Genomic DNA, 19304 nt, shown 5'->3' with positions numbered 1-19304 from the left:
TTAAAGTTTTTAAAAGATATCAATCAAACTTTTCTACCTCTTCCCGGATGATGACGAATAGAAAAAGATCTCCTACCACGCCTTTTTTAATGTATCCATGACGCAGGATAGCCTCAGCTTCATAGCCGGAGTTCTCCAATACTTTCATAGCAGGAATGTTGAAATCAAATACCTGTGCGTAAAAGCGCCTGATGTTAGGAAAATTCTCCAACAGATACTCTGTGAATAATTGCAAGGCTTCTTGAGCGATGCCTTTTCCCCAAAAAGGTTCTGCTACCCAAAACCCAATCTCCATATTGGTTCTCAGCTCATTTTTACCGATTTCACCGCCAATAGAACCCACTAGTTGCCCATCATACTCGATAGCGAAATTTTGTGGAGGGGTAAACTTGATGTTATGCTCAATCCAATGCCGAGCATCGTGTATGGTATAAGGAGAAGGGAAGATATCTTTGAGATTAGCGGCGATTTTTGGGTTGTTGGCTATGGGGTAAAGTGCGTGGAAATGCCCATCATGCCATCGCACCAAACTAACCTTTCCTTTTCCTTGGATTTTCATGAATACTTTGGGATTTAACTGTTATAACGGCCTTAGCAAACGATTATTCTTTTTTGGCTCGTTAAGTTTAAATATAAGTTTATTTTTCAAAAAAAACTTACTCCAAACCAGTTTCATTCATTTTGTCCAAGTTTTCCGCTAATCGAAGTGCCTGAATAAAATCCGCTATATCTCCATCCATGACATCAGGAAGGTTATATACCGTCTTATTGATTCGGTGGTCTGTTACACGGCTTTGTGGGTAATTATATGTTCTGATCTTATCGGATCGGTCTCCACTCCCAACCATAGATCTCCGTTGCGCGCCTACAGCTTCGTTATGCTTGGCCAATTCGATTTCATACAAGCGGGAACGCAATACCTTCAAGGCTTTTTCAAAGTTTTTTATCTGTGATTTTTCATCTTGACAGGTCACTATTAAACCTGTAGGATTATGCGTCAATCGCACAGCCGAATAGGTAGTGTTGACTGACTGACCACCTGGACCTGAGGAACAGAAAGTATCCTTTCGGATGTCATTCATGTTGACGTCTACTTCTACTTCGTCCATCTCAGGAAGCACCGCCACGGTGGCAGCTGAGGTATGCACCCTTCCTTGGGTTTCCGTCGCAGGAACGCGTTGTACTCTGTGTACACCGGATTCGTATTTCATCATTCCATAGACATCTGCTCCTGTAATGGTACTGATGATTTCTTTGTATCCTCCGGAAGAACCAAAGGTCAAGTCAAGAACGGTGAGTTTCCACTGCTGTTTTTCGCAAAAGCGTTGATACATTCGAAAAAGGTCGCCAGCAAAAATCGCTGCTTCATCCCCTCCTGTACCTGCGCGAACTTCCAAAATACAATCTTTGGAATCATTTGGGTCTTTAGGGATCAGCTGCTGCTTGATCATTGCCTCGAGTTCTTGTTCTTTGGCCCGTAATTCATCCAACTCCATTTTTGCCATTTCCCTAAACTCAGGATCCTTTTCTTTTTCAAGAATTTCCTTGGTACTTGTCAAATTATCTAATACGAGTTTGTACTCATCGTATAAAGCGACAATTTTTTCAAGATCTTTATATTCCTTGGTCAGTTTGGTATATTTACTCATATCGGACATGGACTCAGGTTGTACAATGAGTTGACCGACTTCGATAAATCTATCCTTCAGCGCTTGTAGTTTATCAAGCATAGTTTTAATGATTTTTTGAGGGCGTAAAATTAGCAAAACCCAAGGGAGTAAAAAATTTAGCAACCTTAACTCTTGAGGAATAATTTGGGGATTACAAAATTTTGAAATCTTCGTATCCTTGCTCTTCTTGTTCTTCGATCTTAATGTTGGTGACTTTTGAAAGTGGTGGGCCCGATTTCAACCAGCTTGACATAGCTAAAATTCCATGCAGCTCTCCTTCTATTTCTACAGAAACAGAACCATCAGCTTCATTTTTGACCCAACCTTTGATCCTTAAATCGAGCGCCTTTTCATAGGTAGATTTCCGAAAGAAAACCCCTTGTACCTTCCCATAAACTTGTATTCTTCGATTGATCATCTAGTTGGTATAGTTGGTTTTGATACCACAAATGTATTTTGCATTGATAAATAAATCCTACCAAAATATGTATTCGGTTAATACAAATTAAGAGCGGAAAAATTAAATTTTTAAAAAGGCGATGTTTCTTTTTGAAGGTATACCGTATGTTTTCAGACTTTTGAAATAAAAATTAAATTAAAAAATGTTGAATACTATGATGTTTTTATTGAAATTAATCGGTGTAATCTTCGTACCATTTTTCTTCAAAAGTAGAAGTTACTTCTACATCGGCTGTCAATACACGGTAAACCATCCACAGAATTGGAATGGGTGAAATTGAAAACATAAACAAAATCAAGGCGGTACTGAGGCTGGCCTGAATAGCTGTTACATACACAATTAGAAATGCTGTAACCAAATAGACGGGGAAGAGATAATTTTTCATAGGATTACAATTGTTGATTATTGCTCACATGCGATCTGGCAGACGGATTAAATTTTTTTTGCAGTGATCTGATTTCTATCAGACTCGAATGCATAGTAGCTTTTTTTATTGTTTAGCTTAAACTACTCTTGGGTACATTTTGTTAGACACTTATTATGAAAGGTTTTAGATTCTCACAGTATATACCACCGCAAGACCCTGACAAGAGTACTTTCGAAAATTTGCTCAATATCTTCCTTCAATTAGTCACCATGACGGGAGGAGATGTAGCTGAAGCATTGAGTTGGTTGACCAATTTGGATCAACGCTATCAAATGACCAATCCCTCCTATGGAATAGGGGATTTTATAGATGATCTTAAATCCAAAGGTTACTTAACGGAGGAAAATCAAGAAGGTAGTTTTCAGATTACCGCAAAAGCAGAGCAAACCATTCGGAAAAGTGCTTTAGAGGAGATTTTTGGTAAATTAAAGAAAGGCAAGTCAGGCCGTCACAAGACCACTCACAGTGGTTTGGGAGAAGAACAAGGTACAGATAGAAGACCATATGCATTTGGAGATAACTTAGATCATATTGCCTTGACAGATTCCATCCGAAACGCTCAGATTAATCACGGCTTTGCTAGTGATTTTCTCCTCACAGAGGATGACTTAGAAGTCATAGAACAAGAACATAAGACGCAGACATCTACTGTATTGATGATTGACATCAGTCACTCAATGATTCTGTATGGAGAGGATCGAATTACTCCAGCCAAAAAAGTCGCAATGGCTCTTGCTGAGATGATAAAAACCAAATATCCAAAAGATACTTTAGACATTATTGTGTTTGGAAATGATGCTTGGCAAATAGAAATCAAAGACCTGCCATATCTTCAAGTTGGACCTTATCATACCAATACAGTGGCAGGACTAGAGCTCGCAATGGATTTGTTGCGACGCAGAAAAAACCCTAACAAACAAATTTTTATGATTACAGATGGAAAACCCACCTGTTTGAAAGTGGGCATCAAGTATTATAAAAACAGTTTCGGTATTGATAGTAAAATTCTCAATGAGACCTTGAAGTTAGCTGCTCAATGCAGAAAACTAAAAATTCCTGTAACTACTTTCATGATTGCCTCTGACCCCTACCTCAAAGAGTTTGTAAAAGAATTTACCAAGGTTAATAATGGTAATGCATACTACAGTAGCTTGAAAGGGCTAGGAGATTTGATTTTTGAAGATTATAGAAGAAACAGAACCAAAAGATTTAAATAATGGACTACCACGCAATTGCTCCAAAAGATTTATTAAAAATAAAAACACTGGGAGAATTAAAGGCTTCTGGTTATCAGCCGATTTCTATCAAAGAAGAACTGAGGAAAAATTTGATCCAAAAAATCAAAGCCAAGCAAAATGTTTTTGAAGGTATTTGGGGGTACGAAGACACAGTAATTCCTGATATTGAACGTGCTATTTTATCCAAGCACAATATCAACTTATTAGGATTACGCGGGCAGGCAAAAACCAGAATAGCTCGTATGATGACTCTTTTATTGGATGAATATGTCCCTGTCATTGAAGGTTCTGAGCTAAATGACGATCCCTTGATGCCACTATCTTCTTTCGCTAAAGACCTCATTACCCAGAGAGGGGATCATACACCAATTTCTTGGTGGCACCGATCGGATCGATATACCGAAAAATTAGCCACTCCTGATGTATCAGTGGCTGATTTGATAGGGGATGTGGATCCAATCAAGGCGGCTACCATGAAGTTATCGTACAATGATGAGCGGGTGATTCATTATGGCTTGGTTCCAAGGTCACACCGATCCATATTTGTCATCAATGAATTGCCGGATTTGCAAGCCCGAATTCAGGTAGCACTATTTAATATCCTTCAAGAAGGAGATATTCAAATACGAGGTTTCAAATTGCGATTGCCACTCGATATACAATTTGTATTTACTGCAAACCCAGAAGACTACACCAATAGAGGGTCTATTGTGACTCCTCTGAAAGATCGAATCGAAAGTCAAATCATCACCCATTACCCTAAGTCTATTGAAATAGGGAAAAAAATCACTGCTCAAGAAGCCAATCTGAAAGGGAAACCTATGGATCGTATTCATGTTCCCGAGTTATTAAAAGATTTGATTGAGCAGATTGCTGTAGAGGCAAGAAATAGTGAGTTTGTGGATGAGAAAAGTGGGGTTTCAGCTCGACTGACCATCTCGGCACTGGAAAACCTAGTGTCGGCAGCAGAGCGAAGGCTGTATTTGAATGATGAACAAGAAACTGTCGCAAGGATAGCAGATTTGATGGGTGTGATTCCTGCCATTACTGGAAAAGTAGAGCTGGTCTATGAAGGAGAGCAAGAGGGTGCTGGCTTAGTGGCTTACAATCTCATAGGAAAAGCAATCCGTACAGTGTTTGTGGATTACTTTCCTTCTCCTGAGCAGAAGAAAAAAGATAAGGAAGGAAACCCTTATGTGATTCCATTGGCATGGTTTGGTGAGGGAAATACGTTGGACTTATTGACTTCTCAGTCAGATAAAACCTATAAAGTAGAGCTTCACCAAGTTCCAGGTTTGGAGGATTTGGTGACTAAATCTATTCCGCGTTTGGCTGAAAAAGAAAAAGAGTTTTTTATGGAGTTTTTACTTCATGGATTGGCTGAATACAGTCAACTTAGCAAGCGGATGCTAGATACAGGTTTGCAGTTTAAGGATCTCTTCAGTAGCATGTTCGAAATGGGAAATCCTACGGATGATTTTGATGAAGATGATGAATAACCAAAGCCTCCCAATAGGGAGGTTTTTTATTTAATTTTTATACCTTCGCATATCTCACCCAGCAAGTGTATGAAAGCAACTCTAGTCATTTGTTTTCTGTTGTTCCCATTTATATCGAATGCCCAGCAGGAGCCTTTAAATGAGCCATTGTCTCATCGATTCTTTTTTTCCTACAATTACAACCCAACGATGCCTATTGGTCTAAGCCTAGGAAATTTAAGACAAAAAGGAGGAGGATCGTATATGGCCTTGCGAGGAAATCTGGATATATTGACCAAGCCTCAGGGTTATTTGATTAGAAATGGTCAGCAGGTTTCTGGCGATGGTCCTACGGCCAATGCTACAGGATTTCATAAAATGGGAGTAGTCGAAGCAATGGTAGGATTTACTTATAAAATTTTCAACCCTATATGGTTTTATTGGGGAGGAGGTTTACATCATAGAAGAGAGTTTTGGGAGTTGGAGAAATTTGGATTGGATGGGACCTTATTAGAAATGGGATGGGCAAGAAATGCCGATTTGAATCAAAACCTCTTTGCCTTAGAGTCAGGGCTACTATTGGATGTTAAGGGCATACATGTGCGTTATGGTATTTCTACGGTTTCTTTTGATTTCTCACTTATGCAGCACCATGTGGGTGTTGGTTTTTCCATTCCAGTCAAAAGATAAGGGCAGTAGGTTGCCGGTAAATTTTTAATTTTGTTTTCAAAAAATATAGTTATGCCTGATTTTAAACTTCCCGCTGATTTTTCCCAACGAATGAAAGACACATTGGGTGAAGCTGAGTTTCAGGATTTCTATGAGGCACTTCAGCTCGAACCTGCTGTATCAGTTCGTCTCAATCCTTTTAAACTATCTAATTTGCCATTAAGTGCCCGTCACGTTGCTTGGGCAGAACAAGGATTTTTTTTAGAAGATAGACCTTCTTTCACCTTAGACCCGCTATTTCACGCAGGTGCATATTATGTTCAGGAGTCCTCTTCCATGTTTATCGATCATATTTTGAGGAGTCAACGGGTTCCAAATGATGGCTTATTTTTGGATTTATCTGCTGCTCCAGGAGGAAAATCAACCTTACTTTCCAGTTATTTAGGCGAAGAAGGATTCCTCGTAGCCAATGAAGTAATCAAGAGCAGGGCATCCATTCTCAAAGAGAATATCATTAAATGGGGTATTGGAAATACCCTAGTCACGCATAACGATCCCGAACATTTCAAGGACTTAGAAGGAATTTTTGATTTAGTCTTGATTGATGCCCCATGTTCAGGTGAGGGGATGTTTCGAAAAGATCCAGCATCTATGCGAGAATGGTCCCAAGACAATATTGCACTTTGTGCGTTGCGTCAGCAGCGAATTATGGACCATGCAGCAGGATTAGTGAAAGGTGGAGGCTATCTCGTGTATAGTACATGTACATACAACGAGCAGGAAAATGAAGAGATCGTAAAATTCATCACGGAAGAATTCTCCTACCAGCCAGTGCGAATTCCCTTGGAAACACAGTGGGGTATTGAAGAAGTTCGCATCGAAAGTTCTGAGGAAACCTTTTATGGTTACCGCTTTTTTCCTCACAAAGTACCAGGAGAAGGATTTTTTGTAACTGTTTTTAAAAGGCCTGATCATGCGTATATCGGGAGTATTCGACGGATGAAAGACTTTAAGCACCCTCACTTGAAGCAAGTTTCAAGTACATATGCTCAGCAACTCCGATCATTAATTTCACTTCCAGAGCAATCTGTCTTTTACGCCTTACAGGATAGTTATTTTTTTCTGAGGAAGCAACATCAGCTCTATTTCGAGTATTTGAGCAAATACCTCAGTATCAAATATTTTGGGATTGAGTTAGGGAAAATCAATAAAAATCAATGGATACCTAGTCATGAGTGGGCAGTAAGTATCTTACCAAAAGAAGGGTTTCCACTCAAGGAACTGGATTTATCCTCCGCAAGAGACTTTTTGCGAAAGGAAGAAAGTACGTTAGGAGAAATTCCGGAAGGCTGGATTGTGATGCAGTACCAAGGTTTAAGCTTGGGATTACTTAAAAATCTTGGTAACCGCACCAATAACTACTATCCAAAAGAGTGGAGGATTAAAAACCTTTAATCTGTGGAAGTATCTGTGAAAACACTCCAGTCGATGGTTTCATCTTGTAGGTAATGAGGATAAATCTTGAGGTGTTGCTTTTTTACCTCTCTCACGAGTGCAATTCTAAACTCGTCTAGATGCAACGCTTCCTGAGCTGCCATAAAAACAGGAGGAACGCCAATTTTTTTGGTGTAAGCATCTGCTAATTTATCGAACTCCAGATAGTTTTGCTGCTCTAGTTCTATATCACTCATGTGCATGCGCTCTTCTTCTGTAGGCATGGCAGGGACGAGGTCTATTTTGTTAAAAACAAGCAACATACTTTTATCTCCTGCTCCAATTTCGTTCAAGGTTTGTTGTACGACTGCAATGTGTTCTTCAAAATTTGGATGGGAAATATCCACTACATGAACAAGTAAATCTGCCTCTCTGACTTCCTCCAGAGTTGACTTGAAGGATTCGATGAGGTGGGTAGGCAGTTTTCTAATAAAACCTACTGTATCTGACAGGAGAAAAGGGATATTATCCAAAACTACCTTCCTAACAGTGGAGTCTACGGTAGCAAAGAGTTTATTTTCTGCCAATATGTTTGCTTTGGTCATTAGATTCATAAGCGTGCTTTTACCCACGTTGGTATAGCCGACGAGTGCTACGCGTACGATTCCTTTTCTGCCTTTTCGCTGTGTTTCACCTTGTTTTTCAATTTCCCGAAGTTTTTCTTTTAGCAAGGTGATTTTGTTTCGGATATCTCGTTTATCGGTCTCAATTTCCTTTTCACCAGCTCCCCCTCTAGTTCCGGTACCACCTCTCTGACGTTCCAAGTGTGTCCACATACGAGTCAATCGAGGTAATATATATTGGAATCTAGCCAGTTCGACCTGTGTTTTGGCTTGAGCAGTCTGAGCACGATTGAGAAAAATATCCAAAATCAGAAGTGATCTGTCGTATACTTTTACTTTCAGTTCATTTTCCAGATTTCTCATTTGGGAAGGGCTGAGATCATCGTCAAAGATGACCATATTCACCTCAAAATGTTCTACATAGGATTGGATTTCTTCCAGTTTTCCTGTTCCTACAAAAGTTTTTACATCCGGCCGCTCCATGCGTTGGGTGAATCTATAAACTGTCTTTGCTCCCAGAGTTTCTGTTAAAAAAGCTAACTCTTCCAAATATTCATTGACTTGTTGTTCGGTTTGTCCCTGATTGATAAGAGCCACCAATACAGCAGTTTCTTGTTTGGGTGCAGTATCGTACAGTTTTTGAATTTTTCTTGAATATTTGCTCATAGGTGCATATAAGGATTTAAAATGCGGATTAGTTCCGCAAGTTATATGTTACAAATTTATCATCCTCAGCCGAAAAGCTGTTATATTTGAGTCCAAGAAAAGAAAGTTGCATGAAAATTATTCAAACTCCCATAGGCGGATTATTTGAGATTTATCCTCAGGTATTCGAAGATAACCGCGGTTATTTTCTTGAGTCATTCAAAGAAAAGGCATTTGTTGAGGCTGGGATTGATAGGAAGTGGGTGCAGGAAAATCAGTCTTACTCGAAAGCGGGCACCGTACGAGGGCTGCACTTTCAGAAAGCTCCTTTTGCGCAAGCAAAATTGGTACGAGTCATTACGGGTAAGGTGTTGGATGTAGCGGTAGATTTAAGAAAAGACTCCTCAACTTTTGGTAAAACCTTTACTCAGGTGTTGGATGCTACTCTTCATAACATGGTTTATATCCCCGAAGGTTTTGCTCATGGATTTTCTGTCTTGGAGGATGCAGTATTTTCTTACAAATGTACGGAATATTACAACAAAGAAAGTGAGGGAGGCATCCTTTGGAACGATCCTGCGTTAATGATAGATTGGAAGGTGTCAGAACCGATCTTATCTGAAAAAGATAAGCTTTGGCCTACATTAGAAGCGTTTGTGAATTTAAGTGAAGGTGGACTATAATGGGAATATTGGATTTCTTTACAAGAGCAAAAGAAGTACATGTTGAACCCTTGCGATTGGATTGGATGCAGGTAGATGTGCATTCACATCTTATTCCAGGGATAGATGACGGCGCAAAAAACATGGAGGATTCCATCTCTATGATTCGCCGATTGCATGAAATGGGTCTTCGTAAGATTATTACCACGCCTCATGTCATGTCAGAGTTTTATAAAAACACCCCTGAAATCATTCAGCTAGGTTTAAAGGATGTCAAAAAAGCGCTAAAAAAAGAAAATATAGACATCGAAATTGAAGCGGCTGCAGAGTACTACCTAGATGAGATTTTCTTAGATAAAGTACAGAAAGGTGAAAAATTGCTTACGTTGGCCAATAATTATGTACTGGTAGAAACTGGATTTATCAATAAGCCCCAAATGCTTTTCGAAATATTTTTTGCTATGGAAATGCAGGGTTACAAGCCAGTATTTGCACATCCCGAACGCTATCAATACTTAATACAAGACAAGAAATTTTTTGGAGAATTGCTGGACAGAGACGTTTATTTTCAACTTAACCTTTTGTCTCTTACAGGGTTTTATTCCAAGCCGATAAAGAATTTTGCAGAAATGTTGATCGATGAGAAAAAAGTAAAATTCTTCGGAACTGATTGCCATAATCATCGTTATTTGGATATGTTGGAGACCCTGCCCAAATCAAAGTATTATGAGAAGCTTCCAACAATAGATGCGCTTAACAAGTCTCTATGAAATCGAGCTTTCTTAAGCAGATAAGTATTTATTTATCGCATATACATGTTAGGTATGTCCCACGCTCAATTCCATAATACTATTAAACTTTAATATAAGCTCATGAAAATCCTGATTACAGGAATCACTGGTGTTCTTGGAAGTAGATTGGCGCAAAAATTCTCGAAGCTTGGGGAAATTCATGGCTTAAAAAGACCTGATTCATCCACTGCCTTATTGCCTAAGGATTTTCCTGTAGTGTGGCATGAAGGAGACTTAGTGGATCCCATCAGTGTGGAGGACGCCTTGGAAGGAATTGATTTGGTTATCCATGCTGCTGGATTGATTTCATTTGACGAAAAAGATCAATATCAGTTGAATAAAATCAACTGGGAAGGAACGGGCAACTTGGTAAATGCCATGTTGGAAAAAGGAGTTAAAAAGTTGATCCATGTCAGTTCGGTTGCTGCGCTTGGAAAATCACCTGAACAAAACCTCATCAATGAGTCCCAAAAATGGGTTAATTCTCCTTGGAACACGCCCTATGCGATTTCTAAGTACTTAGGTGATCTGGAAGTTTGGAGAGCTGTACAAGAAGGGTTACAAGCATTGGTGGTTCATCCTTCTGTGATCTTGACAAAAATAGCAGATAATCGATCCAGCGCACAGGTCTATGATTATGTGTTGCAAGAGCGTAAATATTTTCCTCGGGGAACCATCAATTACATAGACGTTAGAGATGTAGTAGAGTTGATGTATAGACTTTATACAAAAGATAGCTGGAATGAGTCGTTCATTTTGAATGCAAATAGCATTTCCTACAAAGACTTTTTTGCAAGCATGGCAACTGTATTTGGCAAGCAAGCCCCATCCAAGCCCGTGGATTCATGGATGCTAAAAGTTGCATTGTTTGCACAAGGAATAGGTAAAATGTTGGGCTTCTCTAATTCTCCCTTGAACAAGCAGACTGCAATGATGGCGCAACTTCAAGTTACCATGGACAATTCTAAGGTTACATCGGTGATTCCTTTTGATTTTACTCCGCTAGAGCAAAGCTTTCAGTGGGCACGTTCGAACGATTAAAATTGAATAGTTGTTTACCCAATGCAATTTTACAATTCCTTGTAATTTTCGCAAAAGTGAAAAAAATATTTTCCAAATGATTTTGGAGCTGTGATTTATTTGGTAACTTAAGAAAACCAAAACCCCTTGCAATGACAGGAGACTTTGAAAATGAGTGGGAGGAGGATAAAAATCTTGTGGAAAGGTTTGAAAATTCCCAAAAATCGAACTTAGAGCTTTATTTTGAAGAAGAAGAGTTTGAAAATATTATTCGTTTCTACTTCGAAGAACAGAAGTTTGTGAAGGCTCTAAAAACTTCAGATTATGCCTTAGAGAAGTTTCCATTCAGTGTTGAAATCAAACTTTTGAAGGCTCAAAGCTTAATCTTCGTGGACGAATTGGAAGAGGGTTTGGAGTTGTTGGAAAACATCAATAATCTTTCCCCTAATAACGAGGATATTGTCTTTGCCTATGCAAATGCTATGATGATGGCGGGCAGTGGTAAAGAAGCCATTGAAATGCTGGAAGGCTTTATACCTTTGGCGGAAGATAAAGCAGAAGCCTATTATTTGCTTGGTAATCTGTATCGTTCTGAAAACAATACAGAAAAGGCTATCTACTACTACAAGGAATGCGTCAAGCTTCGCATTAATCATGAAGATGCTCTTTTTCAATTAGCGATGATCACGGAGGAGGAAGGCACCTTTGAGGAAATCTTGCAATTTTATCAGGAATTTATCGATCAAGACCCCTACTCGGCAGGAGCTTGGTATAATCTAGGTGTGGTATACAACAGACTGGGACGCTACGATGAAGCGATCAAGGCCTACGATTATGCATTGATTATTGATGATAGCTTTGCGAGCGCCTATTTCAATCTGGGGAATGCTTACATGAATACTCAGCAATTTGATTTGGCACTTGAAGCCTATCAAAACACGATCAATTGCGAAGGTGCCAATGCGGAGAACTGTTGCTACATGGGAGCAGCTTACGAAAAGTTAGATCAGATTGATATGGCATTTAAGTATTTCAAGAAATCAGCGAAGCTGGATCCTGAATACGATGATGCCTGGTTTGGCTTGGGCATGTGTATGCTCAAAAAAGAGAAGTTTTTTGAGGCCATTCATTATTTTAAAAAAGCAATTTCTCTCACAGGCGAAAACCCTAATTATTGGGTAGGACTAGCAGATGCGGAGTATCAATTGGGAAATTTGCAAGCTAGTTCTGAGGCTTATGAGGAGGCTATTAAATTGGAGCCTGGTATCATGGAGACCTATATCAACCTCGCGATCATCTATTATGACCAAAATAGATTTGAAGAATGTATAGATGTATTAAAGGAAGGAATAGAGGAACTTCCCGATGAATCAGAGATCTATTATAGGATGGTTGTATTTTTGCTTAAAATTGGCAAATACAAAGAGGCCTTTAATTATTTGGAAAATGCATTAACTTTGGACTTTGAAAGACACACGATACTCTTTGAACTGATGCCGGAACTCAAGCAGCAAAAGGCAATTTTCAAGATTATTTCTCAGTACAAATAGTAAGTGTGTAATAATTGACGTCTATTCACCAAATTTTATTGGAATGAACTACATTCTAAAAAATCTTCCTGTGCGTACTGAAAAACCGCGCACATCTGGCTTTACCATGGTTATGGATAAAGGTTTGAGTATCCGGGAAGTTGAAAATTTCTTAAGTGCTAATAGTGATTTTGTAGATATTGTAAAATTAGGTTGGGCTACCTCCTACCTAACCAAAAATCTTGCGGAAAAAATCGAAATCTACAGGGATGCAGGTGTACCTGTTTACCTTGGGGGCACCTTGTTTGAAGCCTTTGTAATCAGAGGTCAATTTGAGGATTATCGAAAAGTTTTGGAAAAGTACGGGTTACAATTTGCAGAGGTATCAGATGGGTCTATTAGCTTACCCCATGATAAAAAGTGTGAGTTTATCCGTATCCTTTCGCAGGATGTAACTGTTTTGTCAGAGGTTGGATCTAAAGATGCTGCCAAAATCATCCCTCCGTATAAATGGATAGAGCAAATGCAAAATGAGCTTGATGCTGGTAGTTGGAAAGTTATCGGTGAAGCGAGAGAAGGAGGAACGGTAGGACTTTTCAGGGATTCTGGAGAAGTTAGACAAGGTTTAGTGGAAGAGATACTCACGAAAATCCCAGAAGATAAAATCATTTGGGAGGCTCCTCAAAAAGAGCAACAAGTTTGGTTTGTGAAACTTCTTGGCGCAAATGTCAATTTGGGAAATATTGCTCCAAACGAACTCATACCGCTCGAAACCATTCGACTTGGCTTGAGAGGAGATACCTTTGATCATTTCTTAGGAACACATAAAATTTAAATTATCATTGGCTTTCTGATTAATGCCGGAAAGCCTTTTTTATTCAATTATGAGTGGAATCAAAAATTCTGTATTGCTCTTTTTGAAGGGAATGTCCATGGGCGCAGCAGATATAGTACCAGGTGTATCTGGTGGATCAATTGCTTTGATTACGGGCATCTACGAAAAGCTTTTGGATAGCATCAAGTCCATTGATAAAACTGCCCTTCAATTACTGCTGAAGGGACAAATGAATAATTTTTGGACTCATGTGAATGGAGGCTTCTTACTAACGTTAGTTGCCGGTATTCTCACGAGTATTTTTACCTTGTCCAAGCTGATTACCTTTTTGATGGAGGAGTATCCGATACCTTTGTGGTCCTTCTTTTGTGGGTTGATCATTATCTCCGCGATTATAATTCTTAGGGATATCAAACGGTGGACCATTGCCGCATTCGTTGCATTGATTATCGGTACGGTGATTGCCTATGGTGTGACAAGCTTACCTCCGACAAGTACTCCGGATGCAATTTGGTTTGTATTTATTGCAGGAGCAATTGCAATCAGTGCAATGATTTTACCAGGTATATCGGGTAGTTTTCTTTTGTTGATTCTGGGACAATACGAGCGGATTTTAAGTGCAGTTTCTTCCAAAGATGTACTTACTTTGGCTGTTTTCGCTACTGGTTGCATCACTGGATTGTTGTCCTTTAGTCGTTTAATTTCTTGGCTTCTGAAAAATTTTCACGCAATCACCATCGCTGTTTTATCTGGTTTTATGCTGGGATCTATTAATAAAATCTGGCCATGGAAACAGGTGATTTCTTATAGAATGTCTTCTTCAGGAGCCCAAAAACCTTTCCTAACAGAAAATATACTTCCTCAAAATTACCTAGCAGTTACTGGTCAGGAATCCTTATTTTTGCATGCAATCGTAGCCTTCTCTTTTGGAATCATCCTAGTATTGGGTATCGAACGAGCTGCTTATTATATCAACAGAACATGAGAAAATTCGGATTGATTGGTTATCCTTTGGGACATTCTTTTTCCAAAAAATACTTCACCGCCAAGTTTGAGCGGGAAGGATTGGATACTTGTCAGTTTGATTTATATGAAATTCCTCAGCTCTCAGATTTAAAAATGGTGCTAGCTGAAAACCCTGAGTTGGAAGGCTTGAGTGTGACCATTCCTTATAAAGAACAGGTTATTCCACTGCTTGATGCATTGGATCCTGCCTGTGCGGCTATCGGGGCTGTCAACTGTATCAAAGTCAATGGTGGTAGACTTACCGGATTCAACACGGATTATATTGGGTTTAAAGATTCCTTAAATGCCTGGTTGAAAGGTGAACAAATACAAGCACTGGTCTTAGGGACAGGTGGTGCTTCCAAAGCGGTTAAACAGGCTTTGAAGGATCTCGGGATCAACTATGTCTCAGTCTCCCGAGTGGCTGATGCCGAAAAAAATCAAATCGATTATCAGCAACTCAATCAGGATCCGCATTACTTGCAGAAACACCACCTAATTATCAATACTACTCCCCTCGGTACTTATCCAACTACTGAACAAATGCCTGAAATTAATCCGGATTGGATTACGGGCATGCATAAAGTGTATGATTTGGTATATAACCCTGAGAAGACCTTTTTGATGCGCTCATTGGAAGCGCGCGGTGCATTGGTGAAAAATGGATTGGAAATGCTCGAATTACAGGCCGAAGCTGCCTGGAAAATTTGGAACTGATTTTACAATTCATTTAAAAAAATTATCATGTACTGGAAAAAATTATCCCATGAACAAGTAAAGGCGCGTGTTTTTGATGCCTTAGAGCAAAATTTAGATTACAGAGGTGACCGTCCCATCTTGGGTATCCCGGGGACCTATTTGGATACTTCCGAATTTTATCCGGATGCGCCTTTTTTGCAAGATGCTCCCTATATGTCAGCGATGGTGAGGAATCCTAATCATATAGGAGTGCACACCCTTAGTGAGGAGTCTGTATTGGAGGTCTTTGAAGGCACACAAAAAATTGAGCGAGAGCTGATCAAGCTGACAGCAGAGGAGATTTTCAATGGTGATCCCAATGCGACGGATGGATACGTTGCAACAGGGGGTACGGAAGCAAACATTCAGGCAATGTGGGTGTACCGCAATTATTTCCAAAAAGAATTTGGGGCAAGACTTGGTGAGATTGGTTTGGTTTACTCCCAAGATGCGCATTATTCCATGCCGAAAGGAGCAAATATTCTCGGTTTAACAAATATCATCTTGGATGTGGATACTGATTCACGGGAGATTTTGAAAAGCTCTCTGGAAGAAAAATTCAAGCTGGCAACCGAACAAGGGATCAAATACTTCATCGTCATCGCCAATCTTTCAACGACCATGTTTGGGTCGGTAGATGACATTGATATGCTAGGGGACTTTTTTACCAACATGAATGTACCCTTCAAAATTCATGTGGACGCAGCCTATGGAGGCTTTATTTATCCTTTTACCAACTCTACTAGTCGTTTTACATTTCAGAATCCGTACATGAATTCCATCACGGCCGATGGGCACAAGATGCTTCAGACGCCCTACGGAACAGGCTTATTTTTGATTAGGAAAGGTTTCTTTGAATATGTCAAGACGGATGAAGCAAAGTATATTCCAGGCAAGGACTATACTGTGAGTGGAAGTCGCTCTGGGGCAAATGCCATTTCCATGTGGATGTTGTTACAAATCCATGGTTCGGAGGGCTGGAAATACAAAATGGAAACGCTCTGCGATCGTACAGAACGAATCTGCAAAAAACTGGAAAAGATGGGAGTGGAATATTTTCGCAACCCATACCTCAACATCATTGCTATCAAGGCTACCTATATGTCTGCTGAATTGGCCCATAAATATTATTTAGTGGCAAATGCCTATGATAGGAAAGCAGAATGGTTCAAGATTGTGGTGATGCCTCATGTGAAACAAGGCACCATCGATGCGTTTTTGATGGAGCTTGAGGGAGAACTGAAATCTTTGAATTAAGCATAATAGAAAAGTCATGAGGCGCCGGAAGGTGCCTCTTTGCTTTTAACACTCCAATAATTTTTGTAAAATTGATGTGTGAGGAAATGGAAGATTTATTGCTTGACAATTGCATGGCTTGGCGTGGTTGGAACTGCCTTGGCTCAGTATTCTGTATTGGATAAGCAAATGGAGGAGGCACTCAAACTTTCAGATGAAGGGGAGTTGGTAGATGCATTCGAAATTTTGACTGGAATCATTCAAGAGCGACCGTATTTTGCGGAGGTGTATTTTTATCGCGCGATAGTTTTCGAAAAGGCGGGCGATCTGCAAGGAGCCTTGACTGATTTGAATATTTTATTGGAATTGGACCCGATGCATTCGGAAGGGCTTTTTTCTAGAGGCATGGTTCGCTATCAATTGAAGCAATATGCACTTGCCAAAGAGGATTTTAAGGCTTTGCTCTACACGCCTATCCGAGAGACAACGACCATATTGTATCAGCGTCCCTCGTTTTCTTCTGGAATTACCGGGATTGTTTCTCAGCAAGGGGGTAAGAGAGACCTCATTTACATGCAGCTAGGTTTAGTGGCTTTGCAGATGCAGGAATACCAAGAATCTATCCAATCATTTTCAGAGGCCATTAAGCTCAATCCAAGACAACCTGATTATTTAATTAACCTAGGGAAGGTGTATCAAGTGAAGGGAGAGTTAGCATTGGCAGAAGGGTATTTTTTGAGGGCATTGGAGTTGGACCCCTATCATACAGTTGCGCATCAGTATTTGGCTGAATTGTCTCAGAAAACGGGTGATTGGGAAAAGGCTGTTGAATTGTACAGTCAGTCCATAGAGGATGAGCCGGACTTTTACCTGCCGTATAAGCAACGGGGTTTTCAATGGATACAACAGGAAAAGTGGTCAGAGGCTTTCAGGGATTTGGACAAAGCCAATGAGCTGCAACCGAATGATGTGGAGGTATTATTCAATTTAGCTTATGTATTGGAAAAATTGGATCGGTGGGAGGCGGCAGTAAAAAGCTACGAAGAAGTGTTGGCCATAGAGCCTACCCATGTACGTGCCAATTATGGAAAAGGGAACGCATTGTATAAAAATAGCCAATGGGAGCAAGCTATTGCTTTTTATTCCGTGGCATTGGTTTGGGACCCTGCCTTTGGTCCTGCCTATTATCAGCGAGGGATAACCCGCTATCGATTGGGTAAAAAAATAGATGCCTGCCAAGACCTTCACAAGGCTGTAGGTTTGGGTGTTATCCAAGCAAAAGAGGCTCAGGAGCGTATCTGTCCATGAGCCTCTTGCTGCATTGTTTGGGATTAATCTCCTTCCACTTCTTCCGTTGCCTGGATTAATTGTTCAGGTTCCAATCGCTTGGTTTCGCCTGCTGTCAATACCAATCCTTCTAAGAGTAAAGGTTCAAAGTCTTCATTTGGAGTCAACAATACATTGTACGTTCCTTCTCTCAATCCTCTCATCACAAAAATTCCATTTTCATTAGTGAAGGTACCTACGGTATCCTGTCCAAGAATTGCCTGTACAGATACTGGTCCTGCTTCCAAAGGCAACACTGTACCTTCTAAAGTGGCTAAAGCTTCTGCTACAACACGCAAGACAGGTCTTAAAATAAACTGTCCAGAATTACCTGCCCTCACAATAGATCGTGCCACATCAAAATCAATAACCAAATCATAGCTTACACCTGCTTGGATTGGTTTGTCTACTTTCAATTTCAATCCGCTTTGTTGTGCGCTTGGTGTAGTTAAATTAAGTCGCTGTCCATCGGAAATTATGTAGTTGTCAGTACCCAAAATCAATCTGATTTGGGAAATTTCTCCTGCAGGCACTTCAATAGCACCTAAATTTTCGGAGTTTCCTCCTGTTAATGTTAAGAGGTTGATTTTACCATTATTTCGTTCGTAGGGTAAGTTCAGCCAAGCGCTTTCGTTTTCTTCTCGTCCACCTTTAGGTAAAATTTCTACAGCTACTACTTCCACCCAAACTTCATCAAAAGCAGCGGGGGCATCCACTAGAAAAACATTTACACGGGCCATACCTTCGGAGATGCTCTCATCTCGGTCTAAGCTATCACAAGCCAAGAAAGGCAACATAAAAAGACCCAAAATCCAGTTAAATTTTTTCAATTGTAACATAGGTACTATAGTTGGTTGAGTTTTTTTCAAATCAAGAAAAATGCCAAAAACTTTTCCATCAATCATTAATGGGGCTTAAGTGACTCTAAAAAATTCGCTTAAACTATTTAACGTCTGTGGGATAAATTATTTTTTTCTTAGCGTTTCTTTCAGCCTATTTAAAAAGTTCAGGTCTTCATTATCTCTTTCCTTATCACGCCCCCTTACTGCTGCTTGCTTCAATAAAATCAAATCATCCAAAGAAACTACTTTAATTTGTAAACCGTCCAAGAGACGCGTTTCAGCTCTTTGATAGGCAAATTGAAAATCAATTGTATCAAGCTTTTTTAAAATTTCTACCCACCTATCAAGAGATACTCAACATCATATTTGTTGAGTGCAGTAATGAAAGAGTAAAAATCTTCAGGAAACTTATTATTTGAGTTCATCTTCGATGTAATAAATTTTTCTTTCAATTTTGTGTGTATAAATATCTATTCCTGCAAGTGCAAAATTGAAGGCTAAATGTTGAAAATAGCGGGCAATATTTTCCTCCATATTTGATTTTGATGCTTGCTCTATTAGTAAGTCAAGGTCTTTGTCTTCATCAATATAATAAATCGGGATTTTTTCTTTTTTCATCAAGACTTAGATTAGCTATCGAATATGGTAACGTAGATACAGCACAATAGTACTCACT

Annotated in this window: 21 protein-coding genes; 13 read left to right on the top strand and 8 right to left on the bottom strand. The window is 39.6% G+C overall.

Going from position 1 to position 19304, the window contains the following annotated elements:
* Positions 1-19: 19 nt before the first annotated feature.
* From IPZ59_RS04025 to IPZ59_RS04010, 4 genes are all read right to left on the bottom strand, one after another.
* Complete coding sequence (locus tag IPZ59_RS04025) at positions 20-559, bottom strand: GNAT family N-acetyltransferase (RefSeq protein ID WP_236138597.1); 540 nt, start codon at positions 557-559, stop codon at positions 20-22.
* A gap of 97 nt (positions 560-656) precedes the next feature.
* The gene (gene prfA, locus IPZ59_RS04020) at positions 657-1730 is read right to left on the bottom strand and encodes a peptide chain release factor 1 (RefSeq protein ID WP_236138596.1); all 1074 of its coding nucleotides are present in this window, start codon (positions 1728-1730) and stop codon (positions 657-659) included.
* A 91-nt stretch (positions 1731-1821) separates the two neighbouring features.
* On the bottom strand, positions 1822-2088 hold the full coding sequence (locus IPZ59_RS04015) for an acylphosphatase (RefSeq protein ID WP_236138595.1): 267 nt from the start codon (positions 2086-2088) through the stop codon (positions 1822-1824).
* A gap of 214 nt (positions 2089-2302) precedes the next feature.
* The gene (locus IPZ59_RS04010; protein ID WP_236138594.1) at positions 2303-2515 is read right to left on the bottom strand and encodes a hypothetical protein; all 213 of its coding nucleotides are present in this window, start codon (positions 2513-2515) and stop codon (positions 2303-2305) included.
* Positions 2516-2670: 155 nt separating this feature from the next.
* Here IPZ59_RS04010 and IPZ59_RS04005 point away from each other — a divergent pair, with 155 nt between their 5' ends.
* The 4 genes from IPZ59_RS04005 to IPZ59_RS03990 all read left to right on the top strand — a co-directional run bounded on the left by IPZ59_RS04005 (position 2671) and on the right by IPZ59_RS03990 (position 7397).
* On the top strand, positions 2671-3774 hold the full coding sequence (locus IPZ59_RS04005; protein WP_236138593.1) for a vWA domain-containing protein: 1104 nt from the start codon (positions 2671-2673) through the stop codon (positions 3772-3774).
* Complete coding sequence (locus IPZ59_RS04000; RefSeq protein WP_236138592.1) at positions 3774-5294, top strand: P-loop NTPase family protein; 1521 nt, start codon at positions 3774-3776, stop codon at positions 5292-5294. Before IPZ59_RS04005 ends, IPZ59_RS04000 begins: the two co-directional genes overlap by 1 nt.
* 69 nt (positions 5295-5363) lie before the next feature.
* Positions 5364-5963: a hypothetical protein gene (locus IPZ59_RS03995; protein ID WP_236138591.1), complete on the top strand. Its 600-nt coding sequence runs from the start codon at positions 5364-5366 to the stop codon at positions 5961-5963.
* 51 nt (positions 5964-6014) lie between these two features.
* Positions 6015-7397, top strand: coding sequence for a methyltransferase RsmF C-terminal domain-like protein (locus IPZ59_RS03990; protein WP_236138590.1), 1383 nt, complete (start codon positions 6015-6017; stop codon positions 7395-7397).
* Here the strand turns inward: IPZ59_RS03990 and hflX are convergent.
* Positions 7394-8665, bottom strand: coding sequence for a GTPase HflX (gene hflX, locus IPZ59_RS03985; RefSeq protein ID WP_236138589.1), 1272 nt, complete (start codon positions 8663-8665; stop codon positions 7394-7396). The genes IPZ59_RS03990 and hflX overlap by 4 nt on opposite strands.
* Positions 8666-8775: 110 nt before the next feature.
* Here hflX and rfbC point away from each other — a divergent pair, with 110 nt between their 5' ends.
* From rfbC to IPZ59_RS03940, 9 genes are all read left to right on the top strand, one after another.
* Positions 8776-9327 (top strand): dTDP-4-dehydrorhamnose 3,5-epimerase, encoded by a 552-nt coding sequence (rfbC, locus tag IPZ59_RS03980; RefSeq protein WP_236138588.1) that lies wholly within the window; start codon positions 8776-8778, stop codon positions 9325-9327.
* Positions 9327-10076 carry a tyrosine-protein phosphatase gene (locus IPZ59_RS03975; RefSeq protein ID WP_236138587.1) on the top strand — a complete coding sequence of 250 codons (750 nt, stop codon included), beginning with the start codon at positions 9327-9329 and terminating at the stop codon, positions 10074-10076. Before rfbC ends, IPZ59_RS03975 begins: the two co-directional genes overlap by 1 nt.
* A gap of 102 nt (positions 10077-10178) precedes the next feature.
* A complete protein-coding gene (locus IPZ59_RS03970) occupies positions 10179-11138 on the top strand; it encodes an NAD-dependent epimerase/dehydratase family protein (RefSeq protein ID WP_236138586.1) in 960 nt (319 codons plus the stop codon).
* A gap of 131 nt (positions 11139-11269) precedes the next feature.
* Positions 11270-12667 (top strand): tetratricopeptide repeat protein, encoded by a 1398-nt coding sequence (locus IPZ59_RS03965; protein WP_236138585.1) that lies wholly within the window; start codon positions 11270-11272, stop codon positions 12665-12667.
* Positions 12668-12710: 43 nt separating this feature from the next.
* Positions 12711-13481 (top strand): phosphosulfolactate synthase, encoded by a 771-nt coding sequence (locus tag IPZ59_RS03960; protein ID WP_236138584.1) that lies wholly within the window; start codon positions 12711-12713, stop codon positions 13479-13481.
* Positions 13482-13530: 49 nt separating this feature from the next.
* The gene (locus IPZ59_RS03955; RefSeq protein ID WP_236138583.1) at positions 13531-14466 is read left to right on the top strand and encodes a DUF368 domain-containing protein; all 936 of its coding nucleotides are present in this window, start codon (positions 13531-13533) and stop codon (positions 14464-14466) included.
* Positions 14463-15203 carry a shikimate dehydrogenase family protein gene (locus IPZ59_RS03950; protein WP_236138582.1) on the top strand — a complete coding sequence of 247 codons (741 nt, stop codon included), beginning with the start codon at positions 14463-14465 and terminating at the stop codon, positions 15201-15203. The genes IPZ59_RS03955 and IPZ59_RS03950 overlap by 4 nt, the downstream gene beginning before the upstream one ends.
* Positions 15204-15230: 27 nt before the next feature.
* Positions 15231-16481, top strand: a complete 1251-nt coding sequence (locus IPZ59_RS03945) for a pyridoxal-dependent decarboxylase (protein WP_236138581.1) — start codon at positions 15231-15233, stop codon at positions 16479-16481.
* 78 nt (positions 16482-16559) lie between these two features.
* Positions 16560-17768 (top strand): tetratricopeptide repeat protein, encoded by a 1209-nt coding sequence (locus IPZ59_RS03940; RefSeq protein ID WP_236138580.1) that lies wholly within the window; start codon positions 16560-16562, stop codon positions 17766-17768.
* 23 nt (positions 17769-17791) lie between these two features.
* On the opposite strand, the gene IPZ59_RS03935 is transcribed toward IPZ59_RS03940, so the two are convergent.
* From IPZ59_RS03935 to IPZ59_RS03925, 3 genes are all read right to left on the bottom strand, one after another.
* Positions 17792-18625: a DUF4382 domain-containing protein gene (locus tag IPZ59_RS03935; RefSeq protein WP_236138579.1), complete on the bottom strand. Its 834-nt coding sequence runs from the start codon at positions 18623-18625 to the stop codon at positions 17792-17794.
* 126 nt (positions 18626-18751) lie between these two features.
* The gene (locus IPZ59_RS03930) at positions 18752-18937 is read right to left on the bottom strand and encodes a nucleotidyltransferase (protein ID WP_394800736.1); all 186 of its coding nucleotides are present in this window, start codon (positions 18935-18937) and stop codon (positions 18752-18754) included.
* A gap of 102 nt (positions 18938-19039) precedes the next feature.
* Entirely contained in the window at positions 19040-19246 is a 207-nt protein-coding gene (locus tag IPZ59_RS03925) for a hypothetical protein (RefSeq protein WP_236138577.1), read from the bottom strand.
* Between the last annotated feature and the right edge of the window lie 58 nt (positions 19247-19304).

The sequence above is a fragment of the Mongoliitalea daihaiensis genome (genome assembly GCF_021596945.1).
GTDB lineage: Bacteria > Bacteroidota > Bacteroidia > Cytophagales > Cyclobacteriaceae > Mongoliitalea > Mongoliitalea daihaiensis.
The sequence above is the reverse complement of the archived record's forward strand: the minus strand, read 5'-3'. Positions and strand labels throughout refer to the sequence as shown.